Source organism: Corynebacterium frankenforstense DSM 45800, from assembly GCF_001941485.1.
GTDB lineage: Bacteria > Actinomycetota > Actinomycetes > Mycobacteriales > Mycobacteriaceae > Corynebacterium > Corynebacterium frankenforstense.
Genome location: NZ_CP009247.1, coordinates 856,264 through 880,626 on the forward strand (window position 1 = coordinate 856,264; position 24,363 = coordinate 880,626).

At 73.3% G+C, this 24,363-nt stretch carries 23 protein-coding genes; 8 read left to right on the forward strand and 15 right to left on the reverse strand.

The genetic code is table 11. From position 1 onward, the window contains the following. The first annotated feature begins 1 nt into the window (after nt 1). Nucleotides 2–628, forward strand: coding sequence for a DUF1648 domain-containing protein (locus CFRA_RS03715; protein WP_075663516.1), 627 nt, complete (start codon nt 2–4; stop codon nt 626–628). On the opposite strand, the gene CFRA_RS03720 is transcribed toward CFRA_RS03715, so the two are convergent. Next, complete coding sequence (locus CFRA_RS03720) at nt 625–1,440, reverse strand: Cof-type HAD-IIB family hydrolase (RefSeq protein WP_075663517.1); 816 nt, start codon at nt 1,438–1,440, stop codon at nt 625–627. The two genes, CFRA_RS03715 and CFRA_RS03720, sit on opposite strands and share 4 nt — an antisense overlap. Before the next feature lie 79 nt (nt 1,441–1,519). On the opposite strand from CFRA_RS03720, the gene CFRA_RS03725 reads away from it, so the two are divergent. Then, the gene (locus CFRA_RS03725; RefSeq protein WP_075663518.1) at nt 1,520–2,557 is read left to right on the forward strand and encodes a 3-hydroxyisobutyryl-CoA hydrolase; all 1,038 of its coding nucleotides are present in this window, start codon (nt 1,520–1,522) and stop codon (nt 2,555–2,557) included. Here CFRA_RS03725 and CFRA_RS03730 read toward each other — a convergent pair. The 3 genes from CFRA_RS03730 to CFRA_RS03740 all read right to left on the reverse strand — a co-directional run bounded on the left by CFRA_RS03730 (nt 2,550) and on the right by CFRA_RS03740 (nt 5,652). Further along, the gene (locus CFRA_RS03730; RefSeq protein WP_083666809.1) at nt 2,550–3,158 is read right to left on the reverse strand and encodes a TetR family transcriptional regulator; all 609 of its coding nucleotides are present in this window, start codon (nt 3,156–3,158) and stop codon (nt 2,550–2,552) included. The genes CFRA_RS03725 and CFRA_RS03730 overlap by 8 nt on opposite strands. A gap of 119 nt (nt 3,159–3,277) precedes the next feature. Beyond that, on the reverse strand, nt 3,278–4,414 hold the full coding sequence (locus tag CFRA_RS03735) for a glycosyltransferase family 4 protein (RefSeq protein ID WP_075663520.1): 1,137 nt from the start codon (nt 4,412–4,414) through the stop codon (nt 3,278–3,280). After that, the gene (locus CFRA_RS03740; protein ID WP_075663521.1) at nt 4,414–5,652 is read right to left on the reverse strand and encodes an NAD-dependent epimerase/dehydratase family protein; all 1,239 of its coding nucleotides are present in this window, start codon (nt 5,650–5,652) and stop codon (nt 4,414–4,416) included. Before CFRA_RS03740 ends, CFRA_RS03735 begins: the two co-directional genes overlap by 1 nt. Before the next feature lie 284 nt (nt 5,653–5,936). Here CFRA_RS03740 and CFRA_RS03745 point away from each other — a divergent pair, with 284 nt between their 5' ends. Continuing rightward, nucleotides 5,937–6,599: a hypothetical protein gene (locus CFRA_RS03745; RefSeq protein WP_075663522.1), complete on the forward strand. Its 663-nt coding sequence runs from the start codon at nt 5,937–5,939 to the stop codon at nt 6,597–6,599. Here CFRA_RS03745 and CFRA_RS03750 read toward each other — a convergent pair. From CFRA_RS03750 to pth (CFRA_RS11575), 3 genes are read right to left on the reverse strand one after another with little or no spacing between them, the layout of a single operon-like run. Next, a complete protein-coding gene (locus CFRA_RS03750) occupies nt 6,596–6,982 on the reverse strand; it encodes a hypothetical protein (RefSeq protein ID WP_075663523.1) in 387 nt (128 codons plus the stop codon). The genes CFRA_RS03745 and CFRA_RS03750 overlap by 4 nt on opposite strands. After that, a complete protein-coding gene (locus tag CFRA_RS03755) occupies nt 6,982–8,625 on the reverse strand; it encodes a peptide chain release factor 3 (protein WP_075663524.1) in 1,644 nt (547 codons plus the stop codon). Before CFRA_RS03755 ends, CFRA_RS03750 begins: the two co-directional genes overlap by 1 nt. A gap of 6 nt (nt 8,626–8,631) precedes the next feature. Beyond that, a complete protein-coding gene (gene pth / locus CFRA_RS11575) occupies nt 8,632–9,249 on the reverse strand; it encodes an aminoacyl-tRNA hydrolase (RefSeq protein ID WP_245797672.1) in 618 nt (205 codons plus the stop codon). Nucleotides 9,250–9,280: 31 nt separating this feature from the next. On the opposite strand from pth (CFRA_RS11575), the gene CFRA_RS03765 reads away from it, so the two are divergent. Together CFRA_RS03765 and CFRA_RS03770 are read left to right on the forward strand one after the other, a co-directional pair. Then, nucleotides 9,281–10,345 (forward strand): NAD(P)H-dependent flavin oxidoreductase, encoded by a 1,065-nt coding sequence (locus CFRA_RS03765; RefSeq protein ID WP_075663525.1) that lies wholly within the window; start codon nt 9,281–9,283, stop codon nt 10,343–10,345. After that, on the forward strand, nt 10,335–10,601 hold the full coding sequence (locus CFRA_RS03770) for a hypothetical protein (protein WP_075663526.1): 267 nt from the start codon (nt 10,335–10,337) through the stop codon (nt 10,599–10,601). Before CFRA_RS03765 ends, CFRA_RS03770 begins: the two co-directional genes overlap by 11 nt. A gap of 30 nt (nt 10,602–10,631) precedes the next feature. On the opposite strand, the gene CFRA_RS03775 is transcribed toward CFRA_RS03770, so the two are convergent. Genes CFRA_RS03775 through pth (CFRA_RS03790) form a run of 4 tightly spaced genes read right to left on the reverse strand, consistent with a single transcriptional unit; the run spans nt 10,632 to nt 16,510 of the window. Continuing rightward, nucleotides 10,632–11,462 (reverse strand): fumarylacetoacetate hydrolase family protein, encoded by an 831-nt coding sequence (locus CFRA_RS03775; RefSeq protein WP_075663527.1) that lies wholly within the window; start codon nt 11,460–11,462, stop codon nt 10,632–10,634. 39 nt (nt 11,463–11,501) lie between these two features. Further along, the gene (locus CFRA_RS03780) at nt 11,502–13,193 is read right to left on the reverse strand and encodes a dihydroxyacetone kinase family protein (RefSeq protein WP_075663528.1); all 1,692 of its coding nucleotides are present in this window, start codon (nt 13,191–13,193) and stop codon (nt 11,502–11,504) included. Between the two features lie 36 nt (nt 13,194–13,229). After that, nucleotides 13,230–15,869 carry a GNAT family N-acetyltransferase gene (locus CFRA_RS03785; RefSeq protein WP_075663529.1) on the reverse strand — a complete coding sequence of 880 codons (2,640 nt, stop codon included), beginning with the start codon at nt 15,867–15,869 and terminating at the stop codon, nt 13,230–13,232. 59 nt (nt 15,870–15,928) lie between these two features. Further along, on the reverse strand, nt 15,929–16,510 hold the full coding sequence (gene pth / locus CFRA_RS03790; RefSeq protein ID WP_075663530.1) for an aminoacyl-tRNA hydrolase: 582 nt from the start codon (nt 16,508–16,510) through the stop codon (nt 15,929–15,931). 44 nt (nt 16,511–16,554) lie between these two features. Between pth (CFRA_RS03790) and purU the strand changes: the two genes are divergently transcribed. Further along, a complete protein-coding gene (purU, locus tag CFRA_RS03795) occupies nt 16,555–17,424 on the forward strand; it encodes a formyltetrahydrofolate deformylase (protein ID WP_075663531.1) in 870 nt (289 codons plus the stop codon). A gap of 73 nt (nt 17,425–17,497) precedes the next feature. On the opposite strand, the gene CFRA_RS03800 is transcribed toward purU, so the two are convergent. The 4 genes from CFRA_RS03800 to CFRA_RS03815 form a co-directional block, all read right to left on the reverse strand. After that, nucleotides 17,498–18,136, reverse strand: a complete 639-nt coding sequence (locus tag CFRA_RS03800) for a 50S ribosomal protein L25/general stress protein Ctc (RefSeq protein ID WP_075663532.1) — start codon at nt 18,134–18,136, stop codon at nt 17,498–17,500. A 333-nt stretch (nt 18,137–18,469) separates the two neighbouring features. Further along, complete coding sequence (locus CFRA_RS03805; RefSeq protein ID WP_075663533.1) at nt 18,470–19,447, reverse strand: ribose-phosphate diphosphokinase; 978 nt, start codon at nt 19,445–19,447, stop codon at nt 18,470–18,472. A gap of 7 nt (nt 19,448–19,454) precedes the next feature. Beyond that, nucleotides 19,455–20,951, reverse strand: coding sequence for a bifunctional UDP-N-acetylglucosamine diphosphorylase/glucosamine-1-phosphate N-acetyltransferase GlmU (gene glmU, locus CFRA_RS03810; RefSeq protein ID WP_075663534.1), 1,497 nt, complete (start codon nt 20,949–20,951; stop codon nt 19,455–19,457). 169 nt (nt 20,952–21,120) lie between these two features. Further along, nucleotides 21,121–22,377: an MFS transporter gene (locus tag CFRA_RS03815; protein ID WP_075663535.1), complete on the reverse strand. Its 1,257-nt coding sequence runs from the start codon at nt 22,375–22,377 to the stop codon at nt 21,121–21,123. 113 nt (nt 22,378–22,490) lie between these two features. On the opposite strand from CFRA_RS03815, the gene CFRA_RS03820 reads away from it, so the two are divergent. Beyond that, on the forward strand, nt 22,491–24,038 hold the full coding sequence (locus tag CFRA_RS03820; RefSeq protein ID WP_415684057.1) for a multicopper oxidase family protein: 1,548 nt from the start codon (nt 22,491–22,493) through the stop codon (nt 24,036–24,038). Nucleotides 24,039–24,162: 124 nt separating this feature from the next. Then, a complete protein-coding gene (locus CFRA_RS03825; RefSeq protein WP_156887958.1) occupies nt 24,163–24,342 on the forward strand; it encodes a hypothetical protein in 180 nt (59 codons plus the stop codon). The last annotated feature ends 21 nt before the right edge of the window (nt 24,343–24,363 follow it).

The following is a 24,363-nucleotide window of genomic DNA, read 5'->3' on the forward strand; positions in this document are numbered from 1 at the left end:
CATGACGCGCGCGGCCGCCGGCTGGCTGGCGGCGACGGCCCTGGTCCTCGTGGCCACCGTCGCCTTCGCCGCCTCCTACTACGCCGCCGTGCCGGACCCGATGCCCGTGCACTGGGGTGCGGGCGGCCCCGACGGCTTCCAGCGCAAGACCCCGGCCGGTTTCCTCGGGCTGCACGCGCTGGCCCCGGGGATCCTGCTGGTGGTCCAGGCCGGCGGCGCGGCGCTGATTCGTGTGCAGGCGCGGGCGGCCGGGAGCCTCGACGAGCGGGCCCACCGCCTGTACCAGCGCGCGCTCGGCTCCTTCATGACGGGCGTGAGCCTCGTGTGCGCGCTCTTCGTCCACGGGCTGTCGCGCACCGCCGCCGGGGACGACGCCGCGCTGTGGCGGGTGCTGTCCTCCGGCTGGTTCTTCGCGGCCGGCCTCGTGGTACTGCTCGCGTGGCTGGCTCTCGGTTTCCGGGGCACCGGGGTGGTCTACTTCGACCGCGGGGACGAACGCGTGCTCGTCGAGCACCGCGGCGGCACCGGGGTGACGCTCAACTTCGCCCGGCCCGGGGCGTGGGGGATCCTCGCCGCGCTGCTGGCGCCCGCGGCGCTGGTCACGCTGCTCGCCGTGTTCGCGGGCTAGAGCAGCGACTCGAGCACGGTGAGCACGCCGTGCTCGGCGTTGGAGGGCGCGATGTGGTCCGCGATCTCCTTGAGCCGCGGGTGCGCGTTGGCCATCGCGTAGGCGGTGCCGGCGGCGCGCAGCAGCTCGTAGTCGTTGAGGTAGTCGCCGAAGGCGACCGTCTCCTCCCGCGGGCAGCCGAGGTAGCCGGCGAGCTCGCGCAGGGCGCGGCCCTTGTCGGCCTCCGGGCTCATCACGTCGATCCAGTGCGCGCCGGAGACCACGACGTTCATGCCGCCGGCCGCCGGACGCAGCGCGGGAGCGACGACCGTCTCGGCGTCCTCGGGGGTGAACACCGCGAGCTTGACGACGTCCCCGGCGTCGGCCGCCGCGTGCAGGTCGGCGGTGACCTCGACGGAGTGGTAGTACTTGACCACCTCCGGGTCCCCGGCGGCCTCCGGGTCCGTGAGGTAGGCGACCTCGGGGCGGCAGACGAGCAGCCACAGCGGGGCGTGGCCGGTCCCGGCGGTGGCGGCGTTGAAGTCCGCCACGGCGTCGATGACGGCGTGCACGGGCCCGGCCGGCATCGGGGTGGTGGAGGTGACCTCGCCGTGGTGGACGACCACCGCGCCGTTCTCCGCGATGTAGCTCATCTGCTCGCCGAGCTCGCTGAACATGTCGGCCAGCGTGCGCAGCTGGCGGCCCGAGGCGGGCGTGAAGACCGCACCCGCGGCCGTGAGGCGGGGATACAGCTCGGCGAAGCCGGCGGGCACACGCCCGTCCGGGTCGAGGAAGGTTCCGTCCATGTCGACTGCGACGAGGCGGGGTGCCACCGGGTGTCCTCCTGAGGGATCGGGGAAAAATTTCGCTGGGCCGCCCGTGTCATGGGCAGTGATGTGCGACACTGGTCGCATGACGGACACGACGAACGCCTCCGATGCCCCGGTGCGGTGCAGCCTGGTCGAGTCTACCGGCCTGATCGAGCTGAACCGCCCGCGCGCGCTCAACAGCCTGAACCTCGAGATGGTCCGCGGGATCACCGCCGCGCTCGACGCCTGGCGCGACGACGCCGCCGTCGAGCAGGTGCTCGTGGTCTCCACCGGCCCGAAGGCCTTCTGCGCCGGCGGGGACGTGCGCGCCGCCCGCGAGGGCGTGCTCGCGGGCCGCGACGACGAGGTCGAGGCCTTCTTCGCCGAGGAGTACGCCATGAACCTCGCGATCTCGGAGTACCCCAAGCCCTACGTCGCGCTGCTCGACGGGGTGACCATGGGCGGCGGGCTGGGCGTGTCCGCGCACGGCTCGCACGTGCTGGCCACCGACCGGGCGAGCGCCTCGATGCCGGAGATGGCCATCGGCTTCTGCACCGACGTCGGGATGAGCCGGCGCTTCCAGGAGCTGCACCGCGGGCGTGCCATGGGCGCCTTCCTCGCGTTGACCGGCTTCCGGCTCAACGCTGCGGAGATGGCCTGGACGGGGCTGTCGACCGCCTCGCTCGGTGCCGCGGACGCCGACGAGGTGCGCGCCGCCGTGATCGCCGAGGGCGTGGACGCCGCCGTGGCGCGGCTGGCCGCGCAGCCGGCGGGGGAGAACCGCCTGGCGGGCCTGGCCCTGCAGATCTCCGACGCCTTTTCCGCGGGAACGTGGCCGGCGGTGCTCGAGCGTCTCGAGCGGCCCGGCAACGCCCAGCTGCGCGAGCTCGTGGCGGAACTGACGGCGCAGGCGAGCCCCTCGTCGCTGGTGGCCACCACGCTGCTGTTCACGGCGAACGCGGAGGCCTCGCTCGCGGACGCGCTCGAACGGGAGCGGCGCCTGGCCGCGGTGCTGCGCGCCCGGCCGGACTTCGTCGAGGGCGTGCGCGCGGTGCTCGTGGACAAGGACCGGGAGCCGGCCTTCGCGCCCGCGGAGGTGGCGGAGGTGGACGCGGTGGACTTCGCCCCGGCGCTCACTTGATGGCGCGCAGCACGTGGAAGGCCTGGTGGAGCAGCTCCACCCCGCGCTCCGGGTCCCGCGGAGCCGCGGACTCGTAGTAGGCCTCCAGCGCGTTGGCGGCGGTGGTCGCCAGCAGGTCCAGGCCCACCCCGGCCTCGAAGCGGCTCAGCTGCGGGTGGCGGGTGCGGAACTCGTCGATGATCGGCATGAGCTCGGCGTGGACGGTGGCCTTCAGGTCGGCGCCCGAGGTGGTCTCGAGGAAGTCGGAGAGGCGGAAGATCGCGGCGATGCCCTCCGGGCCGTCGGTCTGGTCCATCCGCACGGCCTCGATGAGCAGCTGCTCGGCGGCGTCCGCCATACAGACCTCGGTGGGGATCTCGCTGAGGCGCTCGACGAGCGTCCGCACGCGGGTGGCCAGGGCCTCGACCAGCGGCTCCTCACGCGAGGTGAAGTAGTTGTGGAACGTGCGGGTCGACACCCCCGCGGCCTCGGCGACGGCGGCCACGGTGAGCTTCTCGGCGCCCTGGCGCAGCGCGATCTGCGCCGCGGCCTCGGACATCGCCGCGCGTGTGGCGGCCTTCTTCGTCTCCCGCAGACCCATCTTCGACTCCGTTCCGCTCATCGGCCCGACAACGATAGTAGTGCCGTACGAAAAGTTTCATCGGCGCTGCCATTATGCCGTCGGACACCACGCTGAAGGCCAACCCCGGGGGTGACGGGGGCACCCCGGGCACCCCGGGTTCAGCCGCGCCGCCGCGCCGCGAGCCGGTAGCAGTCGACGAGGCGTTCGGTGGCGGCACGCCAGGAGTGGCGCTCGGCCTCGGCGCGGGCGGCGCGCGCCATGCGCGCGCGCGACGCGGCGTCGTCAAGCAGGCCGGCGACGACCTCGGCCCAGCGGGCGTCGTCGGCCTCCGGGTCCACCAGGCGGCCGGTGGCGGGGTCGTCGACGACGAAGGGGATGCCGCCGGCGCGCGCGCCGACCACGGGCACGCCGGAGGCCATGGCCTCGAGGGCGACCAGGCCGAGCGTCTCGGTGGTGGACGGGAAGACGAAGACGTCCGCGGCGGCGTAGGCGGCCGCCAGCTCGGCGCCGGCCAGGTAGCCGGTGAAGACCGTGGAGTCCGGGTCGAAGCCGCCGCGCAGGCGCTCCAGGTGCGGCCCGTCGCCGACCATGGCCAGCCGCGCGCCGGGCACCCGCCGGCGCAGCTCGGCCAGCACGCCCGGCAGGCGGTCGAGGCTCTTCTCCCGGCTCATCCGGCCGACGTAGGCGACCAGCGGGGCCTCGGGGTGGCCGTCGGTGAGCCGGGCGCGCATCTGCGGGTCGGCGGCCTCGGGGGTGAAGGCGACGGTGTCGACGGCCTTGGGCCACAGGTCGACGCGCTCGATGCCGGACCTCCGGGCCTGCTCGACCATCGGGGCGGAGGTGCACAGGTTGACCTGCGCGCGGTTGTGCAGGGCGCGGATGACCCACTCGGCCGGGCGGCGGGCGAACCCGATGCCGAGCGCTGCGGTGTACTCGGGCACGTTCGTGTGGTAGCTGGCCAGCAGCGGACGGCCGGTGGCGCGGGCGTAGAGCACGCCCGCGGCCGCGGTCCACACCGGGTTGACGGCGTGCACCACGTCGGGGTCGAAGCGGTGCACGGCGACCAGCGGGGCGGGGGTGGGCAGCCCGAAGCTCAGCTCGGGGTAGATCGGCCACAGCGGCAGCGAGGGCACGCGCACCACCCGTGCGCCGGCGTACTCGCGCGGCGGGGTGCCGGGCGCGACGACCTGCACCTCGTGGCCCAGGGCGGTGAGCTGCTCGACGGTGCGGGTCACGCGGGTGACCACGCCGTCGACCTTGGGGAGGAAGACCTCCGTGAACAGGGTGATGCGCATCAGGGCCGCTGGGTCGGGGCGCCCTCGGGGACGCCGGCCCGGTTGCCGCGCGTCCACAGGGAGCGCGCGGGGATCTTGTCCAGGTCCACCCGGTCGGCGTAGCGGCGGGCGGTGTCCTCGACCTCGTGGAGCAGGCCGTCGGACAGCGTCGTCGGCTTCAGACCCAGCTCGAGGAAGGCGTCGTTGACCACGTGCAGCTCGTTCTCGGCGGACTCGTTGCGCGGGTTGGGCACGTGCGCCACCTGCGCGCCGGAGATGCGCCCGAGCAGCTCGGCGAGGTCGCGCACGCGGTGCGTCTCGGTCATCTGGTTGAAGATCTTGACCCGGTCGCCGCGCTCCGGCGGGTTGGCCAGCGCCAGCTCGATGCAGCGGACCATGTCGCGGATGTGGATGAACGCCCGGGTCTGCCCGCCGGTGCCGTGCACCGTGAGCGGGTAGCCCAGCGCGGCCTGCACGAGGAAGCGGTTGAGCACGGTGCCGTAGTCGCCGTCGTAGTCGAAGCGGTTGATCAGCCGCTCGTCGCGCGCGGTCTGCGGGGTGTGCGTGCCCCAGATGATGCCCTGGTGCAGGTCGGTGATGCGCAGCCGGTCGTTCTTGGCGTAGTAGGCGAAGAGGTGCTGGTCGAGCACCTTCGTCATGTGGTAGACGCTGCCCGGGTTGGACGGGTAGAGGATCTCCTGGCTGACCTGGTGCTCCTCGGCGGGGTTGCCCGCGGCGTCCTCGTCGGCGGTGACCTGGACGGTCAGGTAGCCCTCCGGGATCTTCATGCCCGCGGTGCCGTAGCCGTAGACGCCCATGGTGCCCAGGTGGACGACGTGGACGTCGCGGCCGGACTCGACGACGGCGCACAGCAGGTTGTGGGTGGCGTTGGTGTTGTTGTCCACCGTGTAGCGCTTGGTGCGCGAGTTCTTCATCGAGTACGGCGCGGCGCGCTGCTCGGCGAAGTGCACCACGGCGTCGGGGCCGTTCTCCTCGTCGCCGATGAGCGCGAGCAGGGCGTCGTAGTCCCGGGCGACGTCGATCTCGGCGAAGCCGATGCGCCTGCCGGAGACCTCCTCCCAGGCGTCGAGGCGCTCGGCGAGCGGGCGGATGGGGGTCAGCGAGCTCGCGCCGAGTTCCGCGTCGATGGCGCGCCGGGAGAAGTTGTCCACGATCGTCACGTCGTGTCCCGCGTCCGACAGGTGGAGGGCCGTCGGCCACCCGCAGAATCCGTCGCCGCCGAGTACGACAATCTTCACGATGCTTCTCCCTACAGTTAATCGGACAAAATGACGCGCGGAGGTCCTGTGTCGGGCCTCTGCGCAACCCTTTAGGCTATTCGCACATCCTAAGCGTTCCGGGGGTCTTCCCGCAGGTCGGGGGAGGGGAGAGGGTCACTTCGGGGGCCCCGGAAAAAGAATTCGAAGTTGAATTCGGGTTAACTTCCGGGAAAATGGCGAGCGTTTGCGTGGTGCCCGCAGGTGCGGATTGACGACGCCGGTGGCTAGGCTGGGCGGGTCCGTCCCGCGCCGAGAGGATCGCCTTGTTCCACGCCGTCTCCTTCGCCCTCCTCGACTCCGTCAACGTGCTGTTGATCGGCGTCGTCGTCGCGCTCGGCGTGATGCTGCCGCGCGAGGGGCGCTACCGGGGCACCGCCGGCCTGCTCATCGCCGGCGACTGGCTGGGCGTCTTCGGGCTCTCCCTGGTCGTCCTGCTCGTCTTCGACGGCCTCGGCGACGTGGTCGCCCGCTTCCTGGATTCCCCGGCCTTCGGCGTCGTGCTCATCGCCGTCGGCCTGGCCTCCCTGGTGGCCACCTGGCGGGCGAGGCCCGGCGGCAACTCCGCGATGGTCGACCGGGTGCTGGGACCCCTGCTCAGCCCCTCGCGGGCGACCGTGCTCGTCGGCGTGGTGCTCGGAGCGATCCAGTCGGCGACCTCGGCGCCCTTCTACGCAGGCCTCGCGGCCATCAGCGCCGGCGGCTTCGGGGTGGTGGAGCGCTACCTGGGGCTTGTCGGCTACGCCTCGCTGGCGCTGAGCCTGCCGGCGCTCTCGGCCGTCTTCGTCGGCCTGGTGCGCGCCCGGCCGGACTCGGCCGCCGGGCGGGCCTTCGCCTGGATGCGCGCGCGGCCGACCCTGATGGCCCGCTGCGCCGGCTACCTCGTCGCCGTGCTGCTCACGGGCATGGGCGCGCTCGCCCTGGTCTAGGACTCGACGACGACGCCGAGGTTGATCCCCGGGATCTCCCAGGCGCCCGGCTCCGGGCGCACCCGGTCGAGCAGCGCGGCGCGGACCTCGTCGGTCAGCGGGATCAGCCAGCCCTCGTCGGGGTCGAGCGCGGGTGCCTGGCGCGGATCCACGGCGGGCAGGAAGCTCACCGGCCGCGCCCCGGGCGCGCTCACGCGCACGGGCGTGCGCGCGTCGGCGAGCGCGGGCAGCAGCCCGGCGGCGGCGTCCGCGTCGACGGTGACCACCACCATGTCCTCGGCGGTGTGCACGGCGACGGCGCGCGCGGTCAGCTCGACGGGGGCCGACGGGGCGTCGACAAGCGGGGCCGGGCGCCTCCTGCGCCACCACTCGCGCAGCCCCATCAGTCGGCCACCAGGGGCTCGAGGGTGAACTCGGGGTGCTCGCGCTCGATGAAGGCCAGCTTCCACTTGTCGCCGAACAGGGCGATCAGCTCGCCGTCGGTGCGGGTGAAGCACTCGACGCCGCGCTGGCGGTTGAGGCCCTCGACGCTCCCGGCGTCGGTGCGGCGGGCCACCGAGTAGGGGATCGGGTCGGTGACCGTCTCGACGTTGTACTCGTTCTCCATGCGCGCCTGCATGACCTCGAACTGCATCGGGCCGACCGCGGCCATGACCGGGGCGGCCTCGCCGCGGGCGTCGTTGCGCAGGATCTGGACCACGCCCTCGGCGTCGAGCTGCTCGAGCGCCTTGCGGAACTGCTTGTACTTGCCCAGCGACTTCGCGCGCAGGGTGCGGAAGTGCTCGGGGGCGAACTGCGGCATCGGCGGGTACTGCACCGCGCGGCCGGAGTAGATCGTGTCGCCCGGGGCCAGCGCGCCGGCGTTGACCAGGCCGACGATGTCGCCCGGGTAGGCCGTCTCGACGGTCTCGCGGGTGCGGCCGAAGACGGTCAGCGCGTACTTGGTGGAGAAGGAGCGGCCCGACTGGGCGTGGGTGACCTGCATGCCGCGGTCGAACTCGCCGGAGACGACGCGCATGAAGGCCAGGGTGTCGCGGTGGCGGCGGTCCATGCCGGCCTGCACCTTGAAGACCACGCCGGAGAACTCGTCGTCGACCTCGCGCTCGGAGTCCATCGCGCTGGTCGCCGCCTCGACGGCCGCGGGGTCGGACTCGCGGGCTGAGGGCGCCGGGGCCAGCGCGCACAGCGTGTCCAGGATCTGGTGCACGCCGAAGTTGAGCATCGCGGAGGCGAAGATGAGCGGGGAGGTCTCGCAGGCCTCGAAGAGGTCCTGGTCGTGCACCGCGCCGTCGGCGGCGAGCAGCTCGGCCTCCTCGACCGCGCGCTCCCAGGCGCCGTCCTCGCGCTCGAGGGCGGCGTCGGGGGAGTAGTGCTCCTCGGGGCTGATGTGGGCGCCGCCGGCGGTGCGCAGGAAGTGGACGTACTCGTCGACCTCGCCGTCGGCGCTGACCCGGGCCAGGCCGCGGAAGTCGCCGGCCTCGCCGACCGGCCAGTACAGCGGGGTGGGCTGCAGGCCGATCTCGGTGACGATCTCGTCGACGAGCTCGAGCGGCTCGCGGCCCGGGCGGTCCCACTTGTTGATCACGGTGACGATCGGCAGGCCGCGCGCCTTGCACACGCGGAACAGCTGCAGGGTCTGCGGCTCGAGGCCCTTGGCGGCGTCGATGAGCATCACGGCGGCGTCGACGGCCATGAGCACGCGGTAGGTGTCCTCGGAGAAGTCCGCGTGACCGGGGGTGTCCACGAGGTTGATCACGTAGGGGTTCTCGGCTGCGGCCGCGTCGCCCTCCGGGGCGTACTCGAACTGCAGCGCCGAGGAGGCGATGGAGATGCCGCGGTCCTTCTCCATGTCCATCCAGTCGGAGACGGTGGACTTGCGGCCGGCCTTGCCGTGCACGGCGCCCGCCTCGGCGATCATGTGCGCGTGCAGGGCCAGCGCCTCCGTCAGCGTGGACTTGCCCGCGTCCGGGTGGGCGATCACGGCGAAGGTGCGGCGGCGGCTGGCTTGCGCGGCGGTGTCGGTCATGGGGCTCTACCCTAGTCGCCGGTGGATCTCGTTCTGCGCGGCGGTGAGCCCCTCGGCGAGGATGAGCTCCACGGCGCGCGCGGCGAGGGCGACTCCGGCGCCCAGGTCGGCCGACGCGGCGTCGTCAATCGGGGCCAGCACCCAGTCCGGCACGGACATGCCCTGCGGCGGGCGCCCCACGCCGACGCGCACGCGCAGGTAGTCGCGGGTGCCCAGGTGCTCGGTCAGGGACTTCAGCCCCCGGTGGCCGTTCTCGGAGCCGCCGGCGCGCACGCGCACCACGCCCGGGGCGAGGTCGAGCTCGTCGTGGACGACGATGACCCGCTCGGCCGGCACACCCAGGCGGCGGGCCAGGGGAGCGACGCCCTCGCCGGAGAGGTTCATGTAGGTGCGCGGGCGCACGGTCACCACGGTCGCGCCGGCGCACTCGGAGAGGTCGGTGTCCGCGAGCTCGTCGAGGACCATGTGCCCGGCGTTGTGCCGGGTGGCCTCGTACTGCGCGCCGGGGTTGCCCAGGCCGACGACGAGCCAGTCGGCGTGCTCCGGGGCGGCGGGCTGCGGTGCGCGCTCCGGGGCCGGCTTTGCGGGGCGGAGGCGGGCGAGGAGATTCTGCAGGACGTTCACGGTAGAGCATCGTTTCACATACGCTGGGGGCATGAGCATCCTCTCCCAGCTGGCCGTCCCCGTCATCGCCGCGCCCATGGCCGGCGGGCCCTCGACCCCGCGCCTGGTCGAGGCCGTGGCGCGGGTCGGTGGCCTGGGCTTTCTCGCCGGCGGCGTACTGCCGGCGGAGAAGTTCACCCCGCAGCTCGGGGAGGTCGACCCGGCCGCGGGGACCTGGGGCGTGAACCTCTTCGCCCGCCAGAACCCGTACCACTCGCTGGGCCAGATCCGCGACGTCGCCCGCATGCTCGAGCCCTACTTCGCCGAGCGCGGCCTGGAGCGCCCCCGGGTGTCCGAGGTCGACTACGACTACGGCTGGGACGGCAAGTTCGCCGCGGTCCTCGACGCCGCGCGCGCCGGGCGCGGGCCCGCGGTGGTCAGCTGCACCTTCGGGCGCTTCACCCTCGAGGAGACCGCGGCGCTGCACGAGGCCGGGCTCGAGGCCTGGGTGACCGTGACCCACGAGCGCGACGCGGTGGCCGCCGCGCGCGCCGGGGCGGACGCGCTGGTGGTCCAGGGCCCCGAGGCTGGCGGGCACCGCGGCACCTGGACGGTGGAGACGCTGCCGGACCTGCGGCCGCTGTCGGCGCTGGTCGCCGCCGTCGCCGAGGTCACCGACCTGCCGTTGGTCGCCGCCGGCGGATTGACGACGCCGCGCCGCGTCGCCCGTGCGCTGACCTGGCCCGGCGTCGCCGCCGTGGCCTGCGGCTCGGCGTTCCTGCTGGCCGAGGAGGCCGGCACCTCGGCGGCGAACCGTCAGCTGCTGGCCGCCGGGAAGGCGGAGACGGAGACGACGCGGGCGTTCTCGGGGCGCCACGCGCGCGGGCTGGAGACCGCGTTCACGCGCGCCCACCGCGAGCTGCCGCCGAGCTACCCGCAGCTGAATATGATGCAGAAGCCGTTGCGCGGCGAGCCGGAGTTCGCCTACTGCCTGGCCGGGGAGAACTACCGGGACGCGAAGGCCGCCCCGGCCGGCGAGATCGTGAAGTACCTCTCGGGGGCCGACGGGGCGGACCGTGGGACGGTCGACGACGGGAGGAGCGACGATGGGGCGTAGGAAGCGCGTCGGCCTGCGGGCGCTCTACCGGCGCGGGCTGTCGGTGACCGACCTCGCCGAGGCCGCCCCGGACGACTGGCACCAGGCGCGCAACCCGTTTGCGCCGCCGAGCCCGGACAACCCGCTGGGGGTCCACGTGAAGTCGAAGTGCTGCCGCTCGCACCCGCGGTGCATCGCGTGCCCGGTGGTGCACCGCCGCCTGCGCGCCGAGGGGGACTACTCGGCGGCGGCGGTGCAGCGCGCCCGGCGCTGGTAGACGCGGCCTGGAGCCGGCGCGGGGGCGGGCTCAGCGCTCGAAGACGGTCCGGTTCTCGATGCGGCCGAGCCCGGCGATCTCCACGGCCACGACGTCGCCGTCGGTGAGGTAACGGCGCGGGTCGCGGGCGTGGCCCACCCCGCCCGGGGTGCCGGTGACGATGACGTCGCCCGGGTCCAGCGGGTAGAGCTGCGTGATGTAGGCGATCAGGTCCTCCGGGGTGAAGACCAGGTCGTCGGTGGGGGTGGACTGGACCTTCTCGCCGTTGAGCCAGGTCGCCAGCTCCCCGCCGCGCTGCCAGGAGTCGGCCGTGGTCAGCCAAGGGCCGAAGCCGGCCGAGCCCTCGAGGGACTTGCCCTGGTGCCACTGCAGCGTGCGGTTCTGGAAGTCGCGCAGCGAGTAGTCGTTCATCACCGCGTAGCCGGCGATGTGCGCGCCGGCCTCGGCCGCGGTGACGCGGCGGGCGCGTTTGCCGATGACGACGGCCAGCTCGCCCTCCCAGTCCAGCGCCTTGTTGGCCCACTCGGGCACGACGACGTCGTCGGCCGGGCCGGTCAGCGCGTCGGCGAACTTGATGAAGAGCGTGGGGTGCTCGGCGGGCGTGCGCCCCATCTCCCTGATGTGGTTGGCGTAGTTCAGCCCGACGCAGATGATCTTCCGCGGTGCGGGGACCACCGGGGCCAGGTCCTTCGGCTCGAACTCGACCGGGGCGCCCGGGGCGTCCGCCGCGATCTGGGCCCAGTCCTCCTCCCGCAGCAGGGAGCCGACGTCCGCGTGGCCGGGGACCGGCACCGCGGTGGTGTCGGACTCGACGCGCACGGCGCGGGTGCCGGTGGGGGTTCGGAGGGTGGCGAGACGCATGGTCTTTCCTTTCGGGGAGGGAGGGGGTGAGGGGCCTTGTCAGTCGGCGTCGAAGTCGCTGAGCTGTCCGGTGCCGCCGAACAGCCAGGCCACGACGACGGCTCCGGGGTCGAGCACACCGTCGGTGCCGGCGCCGATGTAGCTGGCGCGGCCCTTGCGGGCGGCCAGGCCCGCGGTGCCGGCGGCCCCGTCGCGGGCGGCCGCGAAGATCTCGGGCAGCGTCTCCGCGGTCTCCGCGGCATCGGCCGCGGGGGCGAGGGCGTCGACGAGGGTGCGGTCGCCGACCCGGGCACCCCCCAGGGCCTGGACCTCGGTCAGGCCGCGGCGCAGGCCCTCGGCGAGCCCGTCGGCGCCGGCGAGCTGGCTGAACAGCGTGCCGAGCACGGCGCCGGAGGTGCCGCCGGCGCGCACGAACATCCGCCGGGAGAGGTTCTCGAGCACGGTGGCGTCGTCGCCGCGCAGGGGCAGCTCGAGATCGCCGAAGGCGGCCGACATGTTGGCGCCGAAGTCGCCGTCGCCGGCCTTCCGGTCGAGCTCGCCGAGCGGTTCGACCGCGCCCTGGACGCGCTCGATGAAGTCGCTCAGCCACTCGTTGGCCGGGGCGTCCGCCTCGCCGGGCTGTCCGATCCCCGAGTCGAGGCGGGCCGGGCGGTACTCCCCGGCGGCGCGGGCGGTGCCGGCGTCCGGGGCACCGGCGATGCGGTGCGGCCAGGCGGGCGCGCCGGTCGGGGCGTCGAGCAGCTCGGTGAACTCGGCGGAGGCCTTCATCAGCGTCACCGAGACCCCGGCCATCGACACCGAGGTCACCAGGGAGCCGACGATGCCGCGCGAGACGGTGACGCCGTGGTCGTCGAGCCAGGAGACGGCCTGGCCGTACATCAGGTCCAGCTCGAGGCGGGAGGTGCCGCCCAGGCCGTTGACCAGCAGGTAGACCTCGTCCCCGGAGTCGAGGGAGAGGGCCTTGGCCACGGGGGAGAGCAGCCTGGCCGTGATGCTCGCCGCGTCCTCGGCGCGTTCACGCGACCTGCCGGGCTCGCCGTGGATGCCGACGCCGAGCTCCATCTCGCCGGGGCCCAGGTCGAAGGTCGCCCGGCCCGTGGTGGGCAGGTGGCCCGGGGCCAGGGCGGCGGCCATGGAGCGGGAGGAGTCGGCGGCGCGCTGGGCGAGCTCGGCGACGGTGTCGATGTCGTCGCCGCGGGCGGCGGCCGCCCCAGCGATCTTCTCGACGAGCACCGTGGCACCCGTGCCGCGCCGCCCGGGCCCGTCGTTCTGCTCCGGGGTGGCGTCGGAGTCGGGGGAGTCCGTGGCCACGTCGTCGGCGACGACGACCTCCCGGGTCGCGGTGTCGGCGCAGGCGCGGCGGGCGGCGGCGAAGTTCATGATGTCGCCGGTGTAGTTCTTGACCACGTGCAGCACCCCGGCGCCACGGTCGGCCCAGCGGGTCGCCGCCGCGATCTGCACCGCGTTCGGGGAGGTGAACAGGCGCCCGGGCACGGCGGCGTCGAGCATGCCCGCCCCGACGAAGCCGGCGTGCAGCGGCTCGTGGCCGGACCCGCCGCCGGAGAGCACCGCGACGCGGTTGGCGTCGCGCCCGGTGGCGCGGGCGATGAACCCCTCCTCGTGCCACTCGGCGTCGGGGTGGGCGGCGACCAGCCCGCCGAGCGCCTCGGCGAGGTAGTCGTCCGCGTTGTTTCGGAAGGACCGGTGGAACTCGGTGGCGGAGTCGCTCATGTGGCCAGGGTAACTAAAACGGCCGGCGTGAGGTGCTCACAGCGCCCGGGCCAGCGGATCGCGCTCCGGGGCGAGCGGTGCGACGCGGGCGCGGGCCCCGGCGACCCAGCAGCGCCTCGAGCCGGCGATGAGGGGCACCAGCTCGACGTCGATGAGTGCGGGGTGGTCGTCGGTGAGCCGGCTGACCGCGGCGAGCGCCTCGGCCACCGGCTCCAGGTCGGCCGCCGGAGTGCCCGACCAGCCGCGCAACAGGTCCGCCGCGGCGAGTTCGCCCAGCATGACCCGCGCCTCGGCCGGCGAGACGGGCGCGACGCGCCAGGAGACGTCGCCGGCCAGCTCCGCGGTCGGCCCCGAGACCGCCACCGAGACCATCGGGCCCAGCGCCGGGTCCTCGATGCCGCGCACCCGCAGCGACGTGCCGGGCCCCACCGTCGGCTGCACCGTCAGCCCGGCCGGCTCCGCCCCCGCGGCCTGCGCCAGGCGCGACAGCGTCACCCACGCCGAGCGCATCTGCTCGGCGTCGCCGATGTGCCGGATCGCCGAGCCCAGGTCCGCCCGCGAGCGCAGCGCCGGGTGCGTGGACTTGAGCACCACGTCCCAGTCGAACTCCGCCGCGGCCGCGACGGCCTCGTCCAGGTCGTCGACCCGCCGGAAGTCGAGCACCTCCACGCCGTAGGCGGCGAGCATCTCCCGGCACTCGTCGTCGGTGAGCTCGCGGCCTGCGGGCGCGTCCACCAGCACGGAATTGACGACGCCGCGTGCGACGTCCACGTCCGCCTCCGCGGCGGCGTCCACCGTCCCCGGCGCCGGTGCGCTGCCGCGCAGCGCGATGTGGGCGAGCGCCTCGAGCGCCCCGGCGTAGGTGGGCGTCACGGGCAGCTCGCCGCGGGCCTCCGGGCCGGAGCCCGCCGGCACGGCGCCGGGCAGCTCGCCGAAGCCGGAGTAGGTTGCCACCAGCGGCACCTGCGCCTCCGCCGCGAGTTCCGTGAGTCCCTCGTGCGCGTCCTGCAGCACGGGCTCGCCGAGCTCGACCACGGCGACCACCACGGCGTCGGCACCCGAGTCGAGCGCGTCTCGGGTGGCCTGAAGGAGAGCGGGCACCGGGTCGCCCTCGGCGGTGTGCGCGGTGGGGGTGAGCCCGTAGCGGCGCGCGGCCTGGGCCATCTGCCCGGTCAGCCCGGCGGAGTTGGCGATCACGGCCACGTTCGGGCCCGCCGGGGCGGGCTGGCGGGCGAGGATCTGGGCGATGTCCACCAGCGTCTCGCGGTGGGGGACGACCATCGCGCCCGCGTGCCGGATCACCGCGTCGACGGCCGCGGGCGGGGCGGCGGGCAGCCCGTCGACCTCGTGGTGGCGCGCCGAGGACAGCGCCCGGGAGGGCAGGAAGACGGCAGTGGGCTTGGCCGCGGCCAGGCGCCGCAGCACCCGGAAGAAGGTGCGCGGGTTGCCGGCGGTGTCCAGGGAGAGCAGGCAGACCTCGGTGGCCGGGTCGTCGAGCCAGTACTGCATGACGTCGTTGGCCGTCACGTCGGCGAAGGCGCCGGTGGCCACCGCGCTGGCCAGGCCGACGCCGCGCTCGAGTATCCGGGAGAGCACGAGCGCGGCCACCCCGGCCGACTGGGCGAAGAGGCCGACCCGCCCGACCCGCGGCGCCGGCGCCGGTGAGGCGTTGAGCCGGATGTCCCCGTCGGCGGCGATGAGCCCCAGGGAGGCGGGACCGAGCGCACGCAGGCCCCGGCGCCGGGCGGCGGCGACGAAGCGCTGCGCCTCGTCGCCCGCCAGCCGCGGGCTGCGGCCGCGGGCGAGCATGAGCACCCCGGTCGCCCCGAGCTCGGCGGCGGCGTCGAAGATCGCCTCGAGCTCGTCGGGCAGGAACTCGGCGACCACCAGGTCCACCGGGGAGTCCAACCCGCGCACCGCGTGCGCGGTGCGCCCGGCGGCGGGCACCGGGGCGTCGTCAATCGTCTCTTCGCCGGTCAGCGCGCACTGCAGGGAACCGGCGAAGCCGCCCTCGGCGATCGCGCGGGCGATGGGGCCGAGCGCGGCCTCGGTGCCGACGACGGCGATCGCGGAGGGGTGCAGCAGGCGGCGCACGGCGGCGGCCTCCGCGCGGTGGGCGCGCCGGGCCATGACCTCGCGGGAGTCGCCGGTGGGCGTCAGCGGGAAGTCGACGACGACCTCGCCGGACTCGAGACGCGGGTGGACGTCGTAGCCGGCGCGGACGAAGACCTGGGTCATCGAGCGGTTCTCGGTGAGCATCTCCGCGAAGAAGCGGTCCACCCCGCCCGCGCGGCCCAGGTCGGCGAGGTGCTCGAGCAGGATCGCCGCCAGCCCGCGGCCCTGCTGGTCGTCGCGCACGAGGAAGGAGACGTCGGCGGTGCGGCCGGGCAGGGCCTCGACGACGGCGTAGCCGGCCACGGCGACGACCGCCCCGCGCACGGTGGCCACCAGCGTGACCCGGTCGGCGCTCGCCGGCGCGGTCCAGGCGTCCAGGTCCGCCTCGGTCAGCTCGGGGTGCGAGGCGAAGAAACGCAGGTAGCGGGAGCGGTCGGAGACCCCGGCGTAGAAGTCGACCAGGCGGGCGCGGTCGGTCGGGAGGGTGGTGCGCAGGGTGGCCAGGCGGCCGTCCGCGAGCAGGACGTCGGCGGTCCAGCCGTCGGGCGTCTCGCAGGTCATCGGGGCTCCTCGGTCGGCGGCGGGGTGACGGGGGCCACGTTACCGCAGCGGCGGGGGTCTCAGAGGAGCTTCTCGACGAGGTCGGCGGCGTCGGCGGCGATGATCGGCACCTCGTCGCGCTCCTTCCGGGCGAAGGGGCGCAGCACGTAGTCGGCCGGGTCCATCCGGCCCGGCGGGCGGCCGATGCCGCAGGACAGCCGCGTGTAGTCCTTGGTGCCCAGCGCCTTGGTCACGGAGCGCAGGCCGTTGTGGCCGTGGTCGCCGCCGCCGCGGCGCATGCGCACCTCGCCCAGGTCGAGCTCGAGTTCGTCGTGGGCGACGACGACGTCGGCGGGGGCGACGTGGAAGAAGTCCGCGAGTTGGCGCACCGGCCGGCCCGAGAGGTTCATGTAGCTGCCCGGCTTGGCCAGCACCACCTTGCGCCCGGGTCGGCCGCCGGGGCCCAGCGCGCGGGCCTCGGCGACCAGCGCCCCGGAGCGCTTGTGGGCGGCGAAGTGCGCCTGCGGCAGCCGCGAGGCGAGCTCGTCGACGACGGCGAAGCCGAGGTTGTGACGGGTGCCCTCGTAGCGCGGACCGGGGTTGCCCAGACCGACCACGAGCAGGGTGGAGTCCGGGTTGCGGGCGGGATCGGAGGCGTTCATGGCTCCCAGTATTGCAGGCCGGGTGCCCCGCTAGGATCGTGGGAATGAACGAGCACCAGTACGTCCTGACCTTCGGCTGCCCCGACCGGGTCGGCATCGTCGCCCGCCTCGCGGAATTCCTCGCCGAGCGGGGCTGCACGATCACCGAGGCCTCCTACTTCCTCGACCCGCACACCGACTGGTTCTTCACCCGCCAGGCCGTGCGCGCCGACAGTGTCACGGAAACCGTCGGGCAGCTGCGCGAGGAGTTCGCGCCGGTGGCCGCCGAGTTTGGCGAGTCCGTGCAGTGGAAGCTGTGGGACACCGCCGAGGTCAAGCGCGCCGTCCTGCTGGTCTCCCGGCAGGGCCACTGCCTGCGCGACCTGCTCGGCCGGGTGGCCCAGGGCGACTACCCGATGGACGTGGTGGCCGTGGTGGGCAACCACGAGAATCTGCGCGAGGTCGCCGAGTCCCACGGCATCCCCTTCCACCACGTGCCCTTCCCCGCGGACCAGGTGGGCAAGCGCGCCGCCTTCAACGAGGTCGCCGACATCGTCGACGGCTACGCGCCGGACGCGATCGTGCTCGCGCGCTTCATGCAGATCCTGCCGCCGGACCTGTGCGAGATGTGGGCCGGGCGCGCCATCAACATCCACCACAGCTTCCTGCCCTCGTTCATGGGGGCGCGGCCCTACCACCAGGCCTACCGGCGTGGAGTGAAGCTGATCGGGGCGACCTGCCACTACGTCACCAGCGACCTCGACGACGGCCCCATCATCGAGCAGGACGTCATCCGGGTCAGTCACAAGGACACCCCGGAGGACCTGGCGCGGCTGGGCCGCGACGCGGAGATGCAGGTCCTCGCCCGCGGCCTGCGCTTCCACCTCGAGGACCGCGTGCTCGTCTACGGCAACCGCACGGTCGTCTTCGACTGAGCCGGAGACGGGAAAACCCGCCCGGCGGCCGGGAAGGTCGCGGGGCGGGTCCTCGAGGGGGAGGGGGAGCCGACTAGTCGGCGTCCTCCTCGGTGGCCTCGACCTCGGAGGCGTCGGTCTCGTCGATCTCCTCGGCGGCCTCCTCCTCGGCGTCCTCGTCCTCCTCCGGCTCCGGCCAGGAGATGGAGGCGATGAGGGTCTCCGGATCGGCGATCAGGGTCGTGTTGCCCGGCATCTGCAGGTCGCCGGCGGTGATCTTGGTGTCGATCTCCAGGCCCTCGACGGAGACGACGATCTCCTCCGGGATGTTGAGCACGTCGGCCTCGACGAGCAGCTCGTAGGCGTCCTGGACGGCGATGGTGCCGGCCTGCGGCTCGCCCTCGACGACGATCGGGACCTCGACCTCGACCTTCTCGCCGCGCTTGATGGCGAGCAGGTCGACGTGGTCGATGTCGAAGGTCAGCACGTTCTGGTCGACGTGCTTGACCATGGTCAGGTGCTTCTCACCCTCGAGCTCGATCTCGACGATGGCGTTGACGCCGTGGTTGCGCACCAGCGACTGGATGTCGAGCAGCGGCAGCGAGAAGTGGATGGTCTCCGTGTCGCCCGAGTAGATGACGCCCGGCACGCGCCACTCGCGGCGCAGACGGCGGGCGGCGCCCTTGCCGAACTCGGTGCGCGGCTCGGCCTGGAGAGTCTTGTAGTCGGCCATTTCTGGGTCCTCCTGGTTGAAGCGTTGTTGTCGGCTCGGCGGTGTCCCTGAAAATGACAGGAGGCCCGCGGCCGACCCGGTGATCGTTCTCGCCGAGTCTCCGCAGGCCTCGGGCGCGACCCGGAAGCGGGTGCGCCGAAGTTTGGGAAGTTCAATCGCGTCGATAACGGCCGTGGGAGTCGTCCTCCCCGTGCCCTCGCCGAGACCCGAAGCACCTTACCACCTGGTTGCCGCGGGGCGAAACCGGCCTTACCAAGGCCCCACGAGAAAACCGCCCCGCACCACCGCACGTGGCGGCGGGGCGGGGCGGTCTCCGGGGAAACTGGTGAGGAACTAGGCGGAACCCTCGAAGAGGTGGGTCACGGAGCCGTTCTCGAAGATCTCGTGGATCGTCTGCGCCAGCAGCGGGGCGATGGAGAGCACGGTCAGGTTCGACCAGCCCTCGGTCGACTGCGGCAGCGTGTCGGTGGTGATGACCTCCTCGGCGCCGCACTGCGAGAGACGCTCGCGGGCCGGGTCGGAGAACACGCCGTGGGTGCAGGCGATGACGACGGACTTGGCGCCGGCCTCCTTGAGGATGCGCACGCCGCCGGCGATGGTGCCGCCGGTGTCGATCATGTCGTCGATGAGGATGCAGTTCTTGCCCTCGACGTCACCGACCACGCGGTTGGAGACGACCTGGTTGGCCACGTCGACGCTGCGGGTCTTGTGCACGAAGGCCATCGGCGCGCCGTCGAGGGTGTTGGCCCACTTCTCGGCGGTCTTGACGCGGCCGGCGTCCGGGGAGACGACGCACAGGTTGTCCATGTCGTACTTGGACTTGATGTAGTCGGTCAGGATCGGCTGCGCGTGCATGTGGTCGACCGGGCCGTCGAAGAAGCCCTGGATCTGGTCCGTGTGCAGGTCCACGGAGACGATGCGGTCCGCACCGGCGGTGCGCAGCAGGTCGGCGACCAGGCGGGCGGAGATGGGCTCGCGGCCGCGGTGCTTCTTGTCCTGGCGGGCGTAGGGGTAGAAGGGCAGGACCGCGGTGATGGTGCGTGCCGAGCCGCGCTTGAGCGCGTCGATCATGATCAGCTGCTCCATCAGCCACTTGTTCAGCGGCTGGGTGTGCGACTGGATCACGTAGCAGTCGGAACCGCGGACCGACTCCTCGAACCGCACGAAGATCTCGCCGTTGGCGAAGTCGCGTGCGGTGGTCGGGGTCAGCTCGATGCCGAGCTCCTTGGCCACCTGGGTGCCGAGCTCCGGGTGTGCACGCCCGGAGAACAGCATCATGTTCTTGTGGGTCTGCTTCCAGTGGGCAGTCATGGGGGAGTTAACGCTCGCCTTCCTGCTGGTCGCCGCCGTCTGTGGGGTTGTTCGTGCCGGATGCGGCCTCGCGCGCCGCGCGGGCGGCGTCGGCGGCCGGCGTACCGGGCCGCTTGCGCTCCACCCAGCCCTCGATGATGCGCTGCCGTCCGGCGGAAACCGCGAGCGCACCTGCGGGGACATCCTCCTTGATCACTGTACCCGCCCCCGAGTACGCCCCGTCACCCACCGTCACCGGAGCGATGAACATGGTGTCCGAGCCGGTGCGCACGTGCGAGCCGACCTTGGTGCGGTGCTTGTTGACGCCGTCGTAGTTGACGAAGACGCTCGAGGCGCCGATGTTGGACTCCTCGCCGATCTCCGCGTCGCCGACGTAGGTCAGGTGCGGCACCTTCGAGCCGCGGCCGATGGTGGCCTTCTTCGCCTCGACGAAGCCGCCGAGCTTGCCCTCCTCGCCCAGCTTGGTGCCCGGGCGGATGTAGGTGAACGGGCCGACGTTGGCGCGCGCGCCGATCTCGGACTCGAAGCCGTGGGTGCGCACCACGTGGGCGCCCTCGCCGACGACCATGTCGGTCAGCGTGGAGTCCGGGCCGACGACGGCGTCGTCGGCGATGCGGGTGGCCCCGCGCAGCTGGCAGCCGGGCTCGATGACGACGTCCGAGCCGATCTCGACGGTGACGTCGATCCAGGTCGTGGCCGGGTCGATCACGGTGGCACCGCCGCGCATGGCGCGCTCGACGACACGCCGGTTGAGCTCGCGGCCGGCGGCGGCCAGCTGCACGCGGTCGTTGACGCCGGCCAGCTGGGCCGGGTCGTCGGTGCGGTGGGCGGCGACCTTCTCGCCGTCGCCGCGGGCGATGGCCAGCACGTCGGTCAGGTAGAGCTCGCCCTGCGCGTTGTCGGTGTCGAGGCGGCCCAGCGCCGAGCGCAGCACCGCCGCGTCGAAGGCGAAGATGCCGGAGTTGACCTCGTGGATGGCGCGCTCGGCGTCGGAGGCGTCCTTCTGCTCGACGATGGCGGTGACCTCGTCGGACTCGTTGCGCACGATGCGCCCGTAGCCGGTCGGGTCGGTGAGCTCCATGGTCAGCACGGTCACCGCGGCGCCCGAGTCGCGGTGGGCGGCGGCCAGTCCGGCCAGGGTGTCCGGCTCGAGCAGCGGCACGTCGGCGTTGGTGACCAGCACGGTGCCGGCGAAGTCGGGCAGCTCGTCGAGGCCGCAGCGCACGGCGTCCCCGGTGCCGTTCTGCTCGGCCTGGACGGCCTGGCGGATCCCGCGGCCCAGCTCGGCGGCGACCTCCTCGACCGCGGGGGAGACCTGCTCGCGGCCGTGGCCGACCACGGCGACGACCTCGGCGGCCCCCGCCCCGGCCGCGGCGTGCAGGCTGTGCGAGAGCAGGCTGCGCCCGCCGATGGCGTGCAGCGTCTTCTGCTTCTTCGACTTCATGCGCGTGCCCTGGCCGGCGGCGAGGACGATGACGGCCAGATCCTGGGTGGTGTCGCTCACGGGCGGAAACCTCCGTGCGGCGCTTTTCGCGCCGCGGGTCGATGTATGCGGGAATTGTGCGGGTCGGCGGCGCGGGGCGCCCGTGTGGGCTGCGTCGCGTCGCCCGGCTACGGGCAAGCATAACGGTGCGGTGCGTCCGGTTTCGCTTGACGACGCCGCGCCGCGTCGCTCAGTGCGCCGAGACCTCCCGTAGGCGGTGGGCGCCGACGGTGCCCACCAGCCCGAGGGCGGCGAGGAAGACCAGGGCGGCGTCGGCGCCGAGCGCGGCGACGCCGGCCGAGACCGCGCCCACGGCGAGCAGGGCCACGCCCATCAGGGTGTTCGCGCCGGCGACGTACTCGGTGCGCTTGTCGCCCTCGGCCATGTCGACGACGTAGGTCTTGCGGGCCACCCGGATGCCGGTGTGCACGAGCGTGACGGCGAAGAAGGCGATCGGGGCGACCCAGGCGAGCAGGTCGGCCGGCGCCCAGCGGTCCACGGCGACGACGGCCAGCAGGATCACCGAGGCGATCGCCGAACCCCAGGACATCACGGTGCGCGAGGAGATGTCGGAGAGCCATCCGGAGACCCGGCCGCCGATCAGCGAGGCCAACCCGGAGGCGGTCACGAAGGCGCCCAGGCCGGTCAGGTCGGTGCCCGCCTCGCCGGCCAGCAGCACCAGGAAGGTCGTCGACAGCGCGGTGACCAGCATGAGGGTGCGCACGACGACGAAGGTGCGGAACTGCCGGTCGGCCGCGAAGAGCCGCGCACAGGATCCGAAGAAGTGCCAGTCCACGCCGCCCTTTTTCGCCGACGTCCTCCCGGCGGGGGCGTCGTCAATCTCTGTGGCGGGGTCGGCGACGCCGGCGAAGACGCGCGCGGCGACCACCCAGGCCAGGGCGGCGAGGCCGGCGAGCGCGGCGATCGCCCAGACGGGCAGGTCGGAGCCGGCCAGGCCGAGCGCGAGGCCGCCGACGAGGGCGACCAGGCCGCCGAGCTCGGTGGCGCGTCCGGTCACGCGCCCGCGGCGGCCCTTGGAGATGGTGCGGCCCTGGACGTCCTTCGAGGAGATCGAGCACACCGAGCGCGACAGGGAGAGCACCGCCAGGCAGCCGAGGACGACCACGCCGAGGGTGGCCCCGCGCAGGGTCGCGGCGGCCGCGGCGATGCCGGCGGCGCCGGCGGCCTGGCCGAGCGCGCCGAGGATCCAGGCGTGCACCCGCGAGCGCTGCGCGGTCACCCACGGGGTGACGGCGGCCTGGGGGAGCATGGAGCCGGACTCGCGGATCGGCACCAGGAGGGCGGAGAGGGCCGCCGGCACCCCGGTGGCTGTGAACAGCCAGGGCAGCACCGACTTCGGGGAGATGATCTGGTCGCCGACGTTCTGCAGCCCGTTGGCCCACACGAAGCGGCGGGCGTTGTGTTCTTCGAGTTCCCGTTCTTCCATTTGGGGACAACGCTACCGCGCGGTGCCCCGCCCGGCGCTCCCGCCACCGGGGGTGAGGGGGACAGGCGGGCGGCTACAGTGGCCTGCAGTATCCGTCGAAAGGAGTATCCGCCGTGAATCCCATCGGACGTCGCACGCTCTTCAAGGGTGCCGCCGCGGCCGTCGTGCTCGCGGGCGCCGGGGCCGCCCTGACCGCCTGCGGCGACGATCAGCCGCAGCCGCAGGGATACGAAGGGGAGCGGCGCAGGCTCCCGGTGCCGCCGCTGGACGAGGGCGAGATGGTCGACGGCGAGCGCGTCTTCCACCTCGACGCCGGCGCCCACGAGGTCAACGTGCTGCCGGACAGGAAGACCCGCGTGTGGGGCTTCAACGGCGGGCACCTGGGCCCCACGCTCTACATGCGCCGCGGCGACCGAGTGCGCATGCACGTGCACAACGGGCTGGACACGATGACCACCATCCACTGGCACGGCATGAAGCTGCCGGCGGTCTCCGACGGCGGGCCGCACTCGCGCATCGAGCCCGGCGAGACCTGGGAGCCGGGTTGGACGGTCGAGCAGCCGGCGGCGACGCTGTGGTACCACCCGCACCCGCACATGGAGACCGAGCTGCACGCCTACCGCGGGCTGGCCGGCGGCATTGTCATCGCCGACGACGTCGCCGACGGGCTCGACCTGCCGCACGAGTACGGCGTCGACGACATCCCGGTGGTCCTGATGGACCAGAAGTTCAACGAGGACGGTTCGCTCAACGAGGAGATCGACCCGGACCTCGGCCTCAAGGGCGACACGCCCACGGTCAACGGCATCACCGCCCCGACCTTCGAGGCGACCACGAAGCGGCTGCGCCTGCGCCTGCTCGACGCGGCGACGATGCGCTTCTTCAACCTCGCCTTCGACGACGGCCGCGAGTTCCAGCTGGTGGCCACGGACTCCGGGCTCCTCGACGCCCCGGAGACCCTCACCGAGCTGCGCATGAGCCCCGGCGAGCGCGCCGAGGTCGTCGTGGAGCTCGAGGAAGGGGAGACGACGATGCTCAAGGCGGTGCCGTTCGAGGAGAACATGGACGTCCCCGAGGACGAGTACTCGCTGGACTTCGGGCTCAAGGACACCTTCGAGCTGCTCGAGATCACCGCGGCCGACTCGCTGGCCGAGCCCGCCGGCCCGGTGCCCGAGGTGCTCGACCCGGCGGCGGCGAAGGAGCCGGACGTGAACGGCGCGCCGGAGCGCGACTTCGCGCTGAACACCTTCGAGATCAACGGGCGCACGATGGACATGTCCCGGGTGGACCTGGCCATCGACCACGACGGGCCCGAGGTGTGGACGGTGACCAACGAGAACACCGACTGGATCCACAACTTCCACATCCACAACTCCCGCTTCCGCATCCTCGAGGTCAAGGACACCGACGTGCCCGTGCCCACGACCGGCTGGCGCGACACCGTGCAGCTGCCGCCGGGGGCCACCGCGCGTCTGGCGGTCGAGTTCGGCCACTACCCGGACCCGGAGTGGGCCTACATGTACCACTGCCACATGCTGCTGCACGAGGACTCCGGGATGATGGGCCAGTTCGTCATGACCGAGCCGGACCAGGAGCCGCGGCTGAACCCGGTGGCCTACTCCGAGGGCCTCCACGAGGACCACGCGGCGCACGCCCACTGATGGATCACTGAAGGGCATTGGCCGTGGATGAGGCGACGGGGCCGGAGCAGGCGCCGGAGACCGGCGAGGGGAGCCGGCCGGAGCAGGCGCCGGAGAAGGCACCGGAGACTACCCGGTGCTGCTCATGGCCGGGGGCTGCCGCTTCGCCGAGGTGGCGACCGGTGTGCTGGTCGTCGGCGGGCTGCTGCTGATGCTCGCCGCCTACGTCGGCCTCCGGGTCCTGGGCACCCGCCGGGTGCTGCGGCGCCGGCGCGAGCGGCGGGGGCGGCCGGCTGGGTCGGCTGGGTCGGACGCCGTTGAGTAAGCCGGGGCCGTCGAACCGGAA

Coding starts and splice junctions, on each gene's coding strand:
- CFRA_RS03730 (WP_083666809.1), bottom strand. CDS start 3,158: ATGAGCGGAACGGAGTCGAAGATGGGTCTGCGGGAGACGAAGAAGGCC.
- CFRA_RS03715 (WP_075663516.1), top strand. CDS start 2: ATGACGCGCGCGGCCGCCGGCTGGCTGGCGGCGACGGCCCTGGTCCTC.
- CFRA_RS03735 (WP_075663520.1), bottom strand. CDS start 4,414: ATGCGCATCACCCTGTTCACGGAGGTCTTCCTCCCCAAGGTCGACGGC.
- CFRA_RS03780 (WP_075663528.1), bottom strand. CDS start 13,193: ATGAGCGACTCCGCCACCGAGTTCCACCGGTCCTTCCGAAACAACGCG.
- purU (WP_075663531.1), top strand. CDS start 16,555: ATGAACGAGCACCAGTACGTCCTGACCTTCGGCTGCCCCGACCGGGTC.
- CFRA_RS03785 (WP_075663529.1), bottom strand. CDS start 15,869: ATGACCTGCGAGACGCCCGACGGCTGGACCGCCGACGTCCTGCTCGCG.
- CFRA_RS03750 (WP_075663523.1), bottom strand. CDS start 6,982: ATGGGGCTGCGCGAGTGGTGGCGCAGGAGGCGCCCGGCCCCGCTTGTC.
- CFRA_RS03825 (WP_156887958.1), top strand. CDS start 24,163: ATGGCCGGGGGCTGCCGCTTCGCCGAGGTGGCGACCGGTGTGCTGGTC.
- CFRA_RS03755 (WP_075663524.1), bottom strand. CDS start 8,625: ATGACCGACACCGCCGCGCAAGCCAGCCGCCGCCGCACCTTCGCCGTG.
- CFRA_RS03800 (WP_075663532.1), bottom strand. CDS start 18,136: ATGGCCGACTACAAGACTCTCCAGGCCGAGCCGCGCACCGAGTTCGGC.
- CFRA_RS03775 (WP_075663527.1), bottom strand. CDS start 11,462: ATGCGTCTCGCCACCCTCCGAACCCCCACCGGCACCCGCGCCGTGCGC.
- CFRA_RS03765 (WP_075663525.1), top strand. CDS start 9,281: ATGAGCATCCTCTCCCAGCTGGCCGTCCCCGTCATCGCCGCGCCCATG.
- CFRA_RS03725 (WP_075663518.1), top strand. CDS start 1,520: ATGACGGACACGACGAACGCCTCCGATGCCCCGGTGCGGTGCAGCCTG.
- CFRA_RS03770 (WP_075663526.1), top strand. CDS start 10,335: ATGGGGCGTAGGAAGCGCGTCGGCCTGCGGGCGCTCTACCGGCGCGGG.
- CFRA_RS03815 (WP_075663535.1), bottom strand. CDS start 22,377: ATGGAAGAACGGGAACTCGAAGAACACAACGCCCGCCGCTTCGTGTGG.
- CFRA_RS03805 (WP_075663533.1), bottom strand. CDS start 19,447: ATGACTGCCCACTGGAAGCAGACCCACAAGAACATGATGCTGTTCTCC.
- pth (WP_075663530.1), bottom strand. CDS start 16,510: ATGAACGCCTCCGATCCCGCCCGCAACCCGGACTCCACCCTGCTCGTG.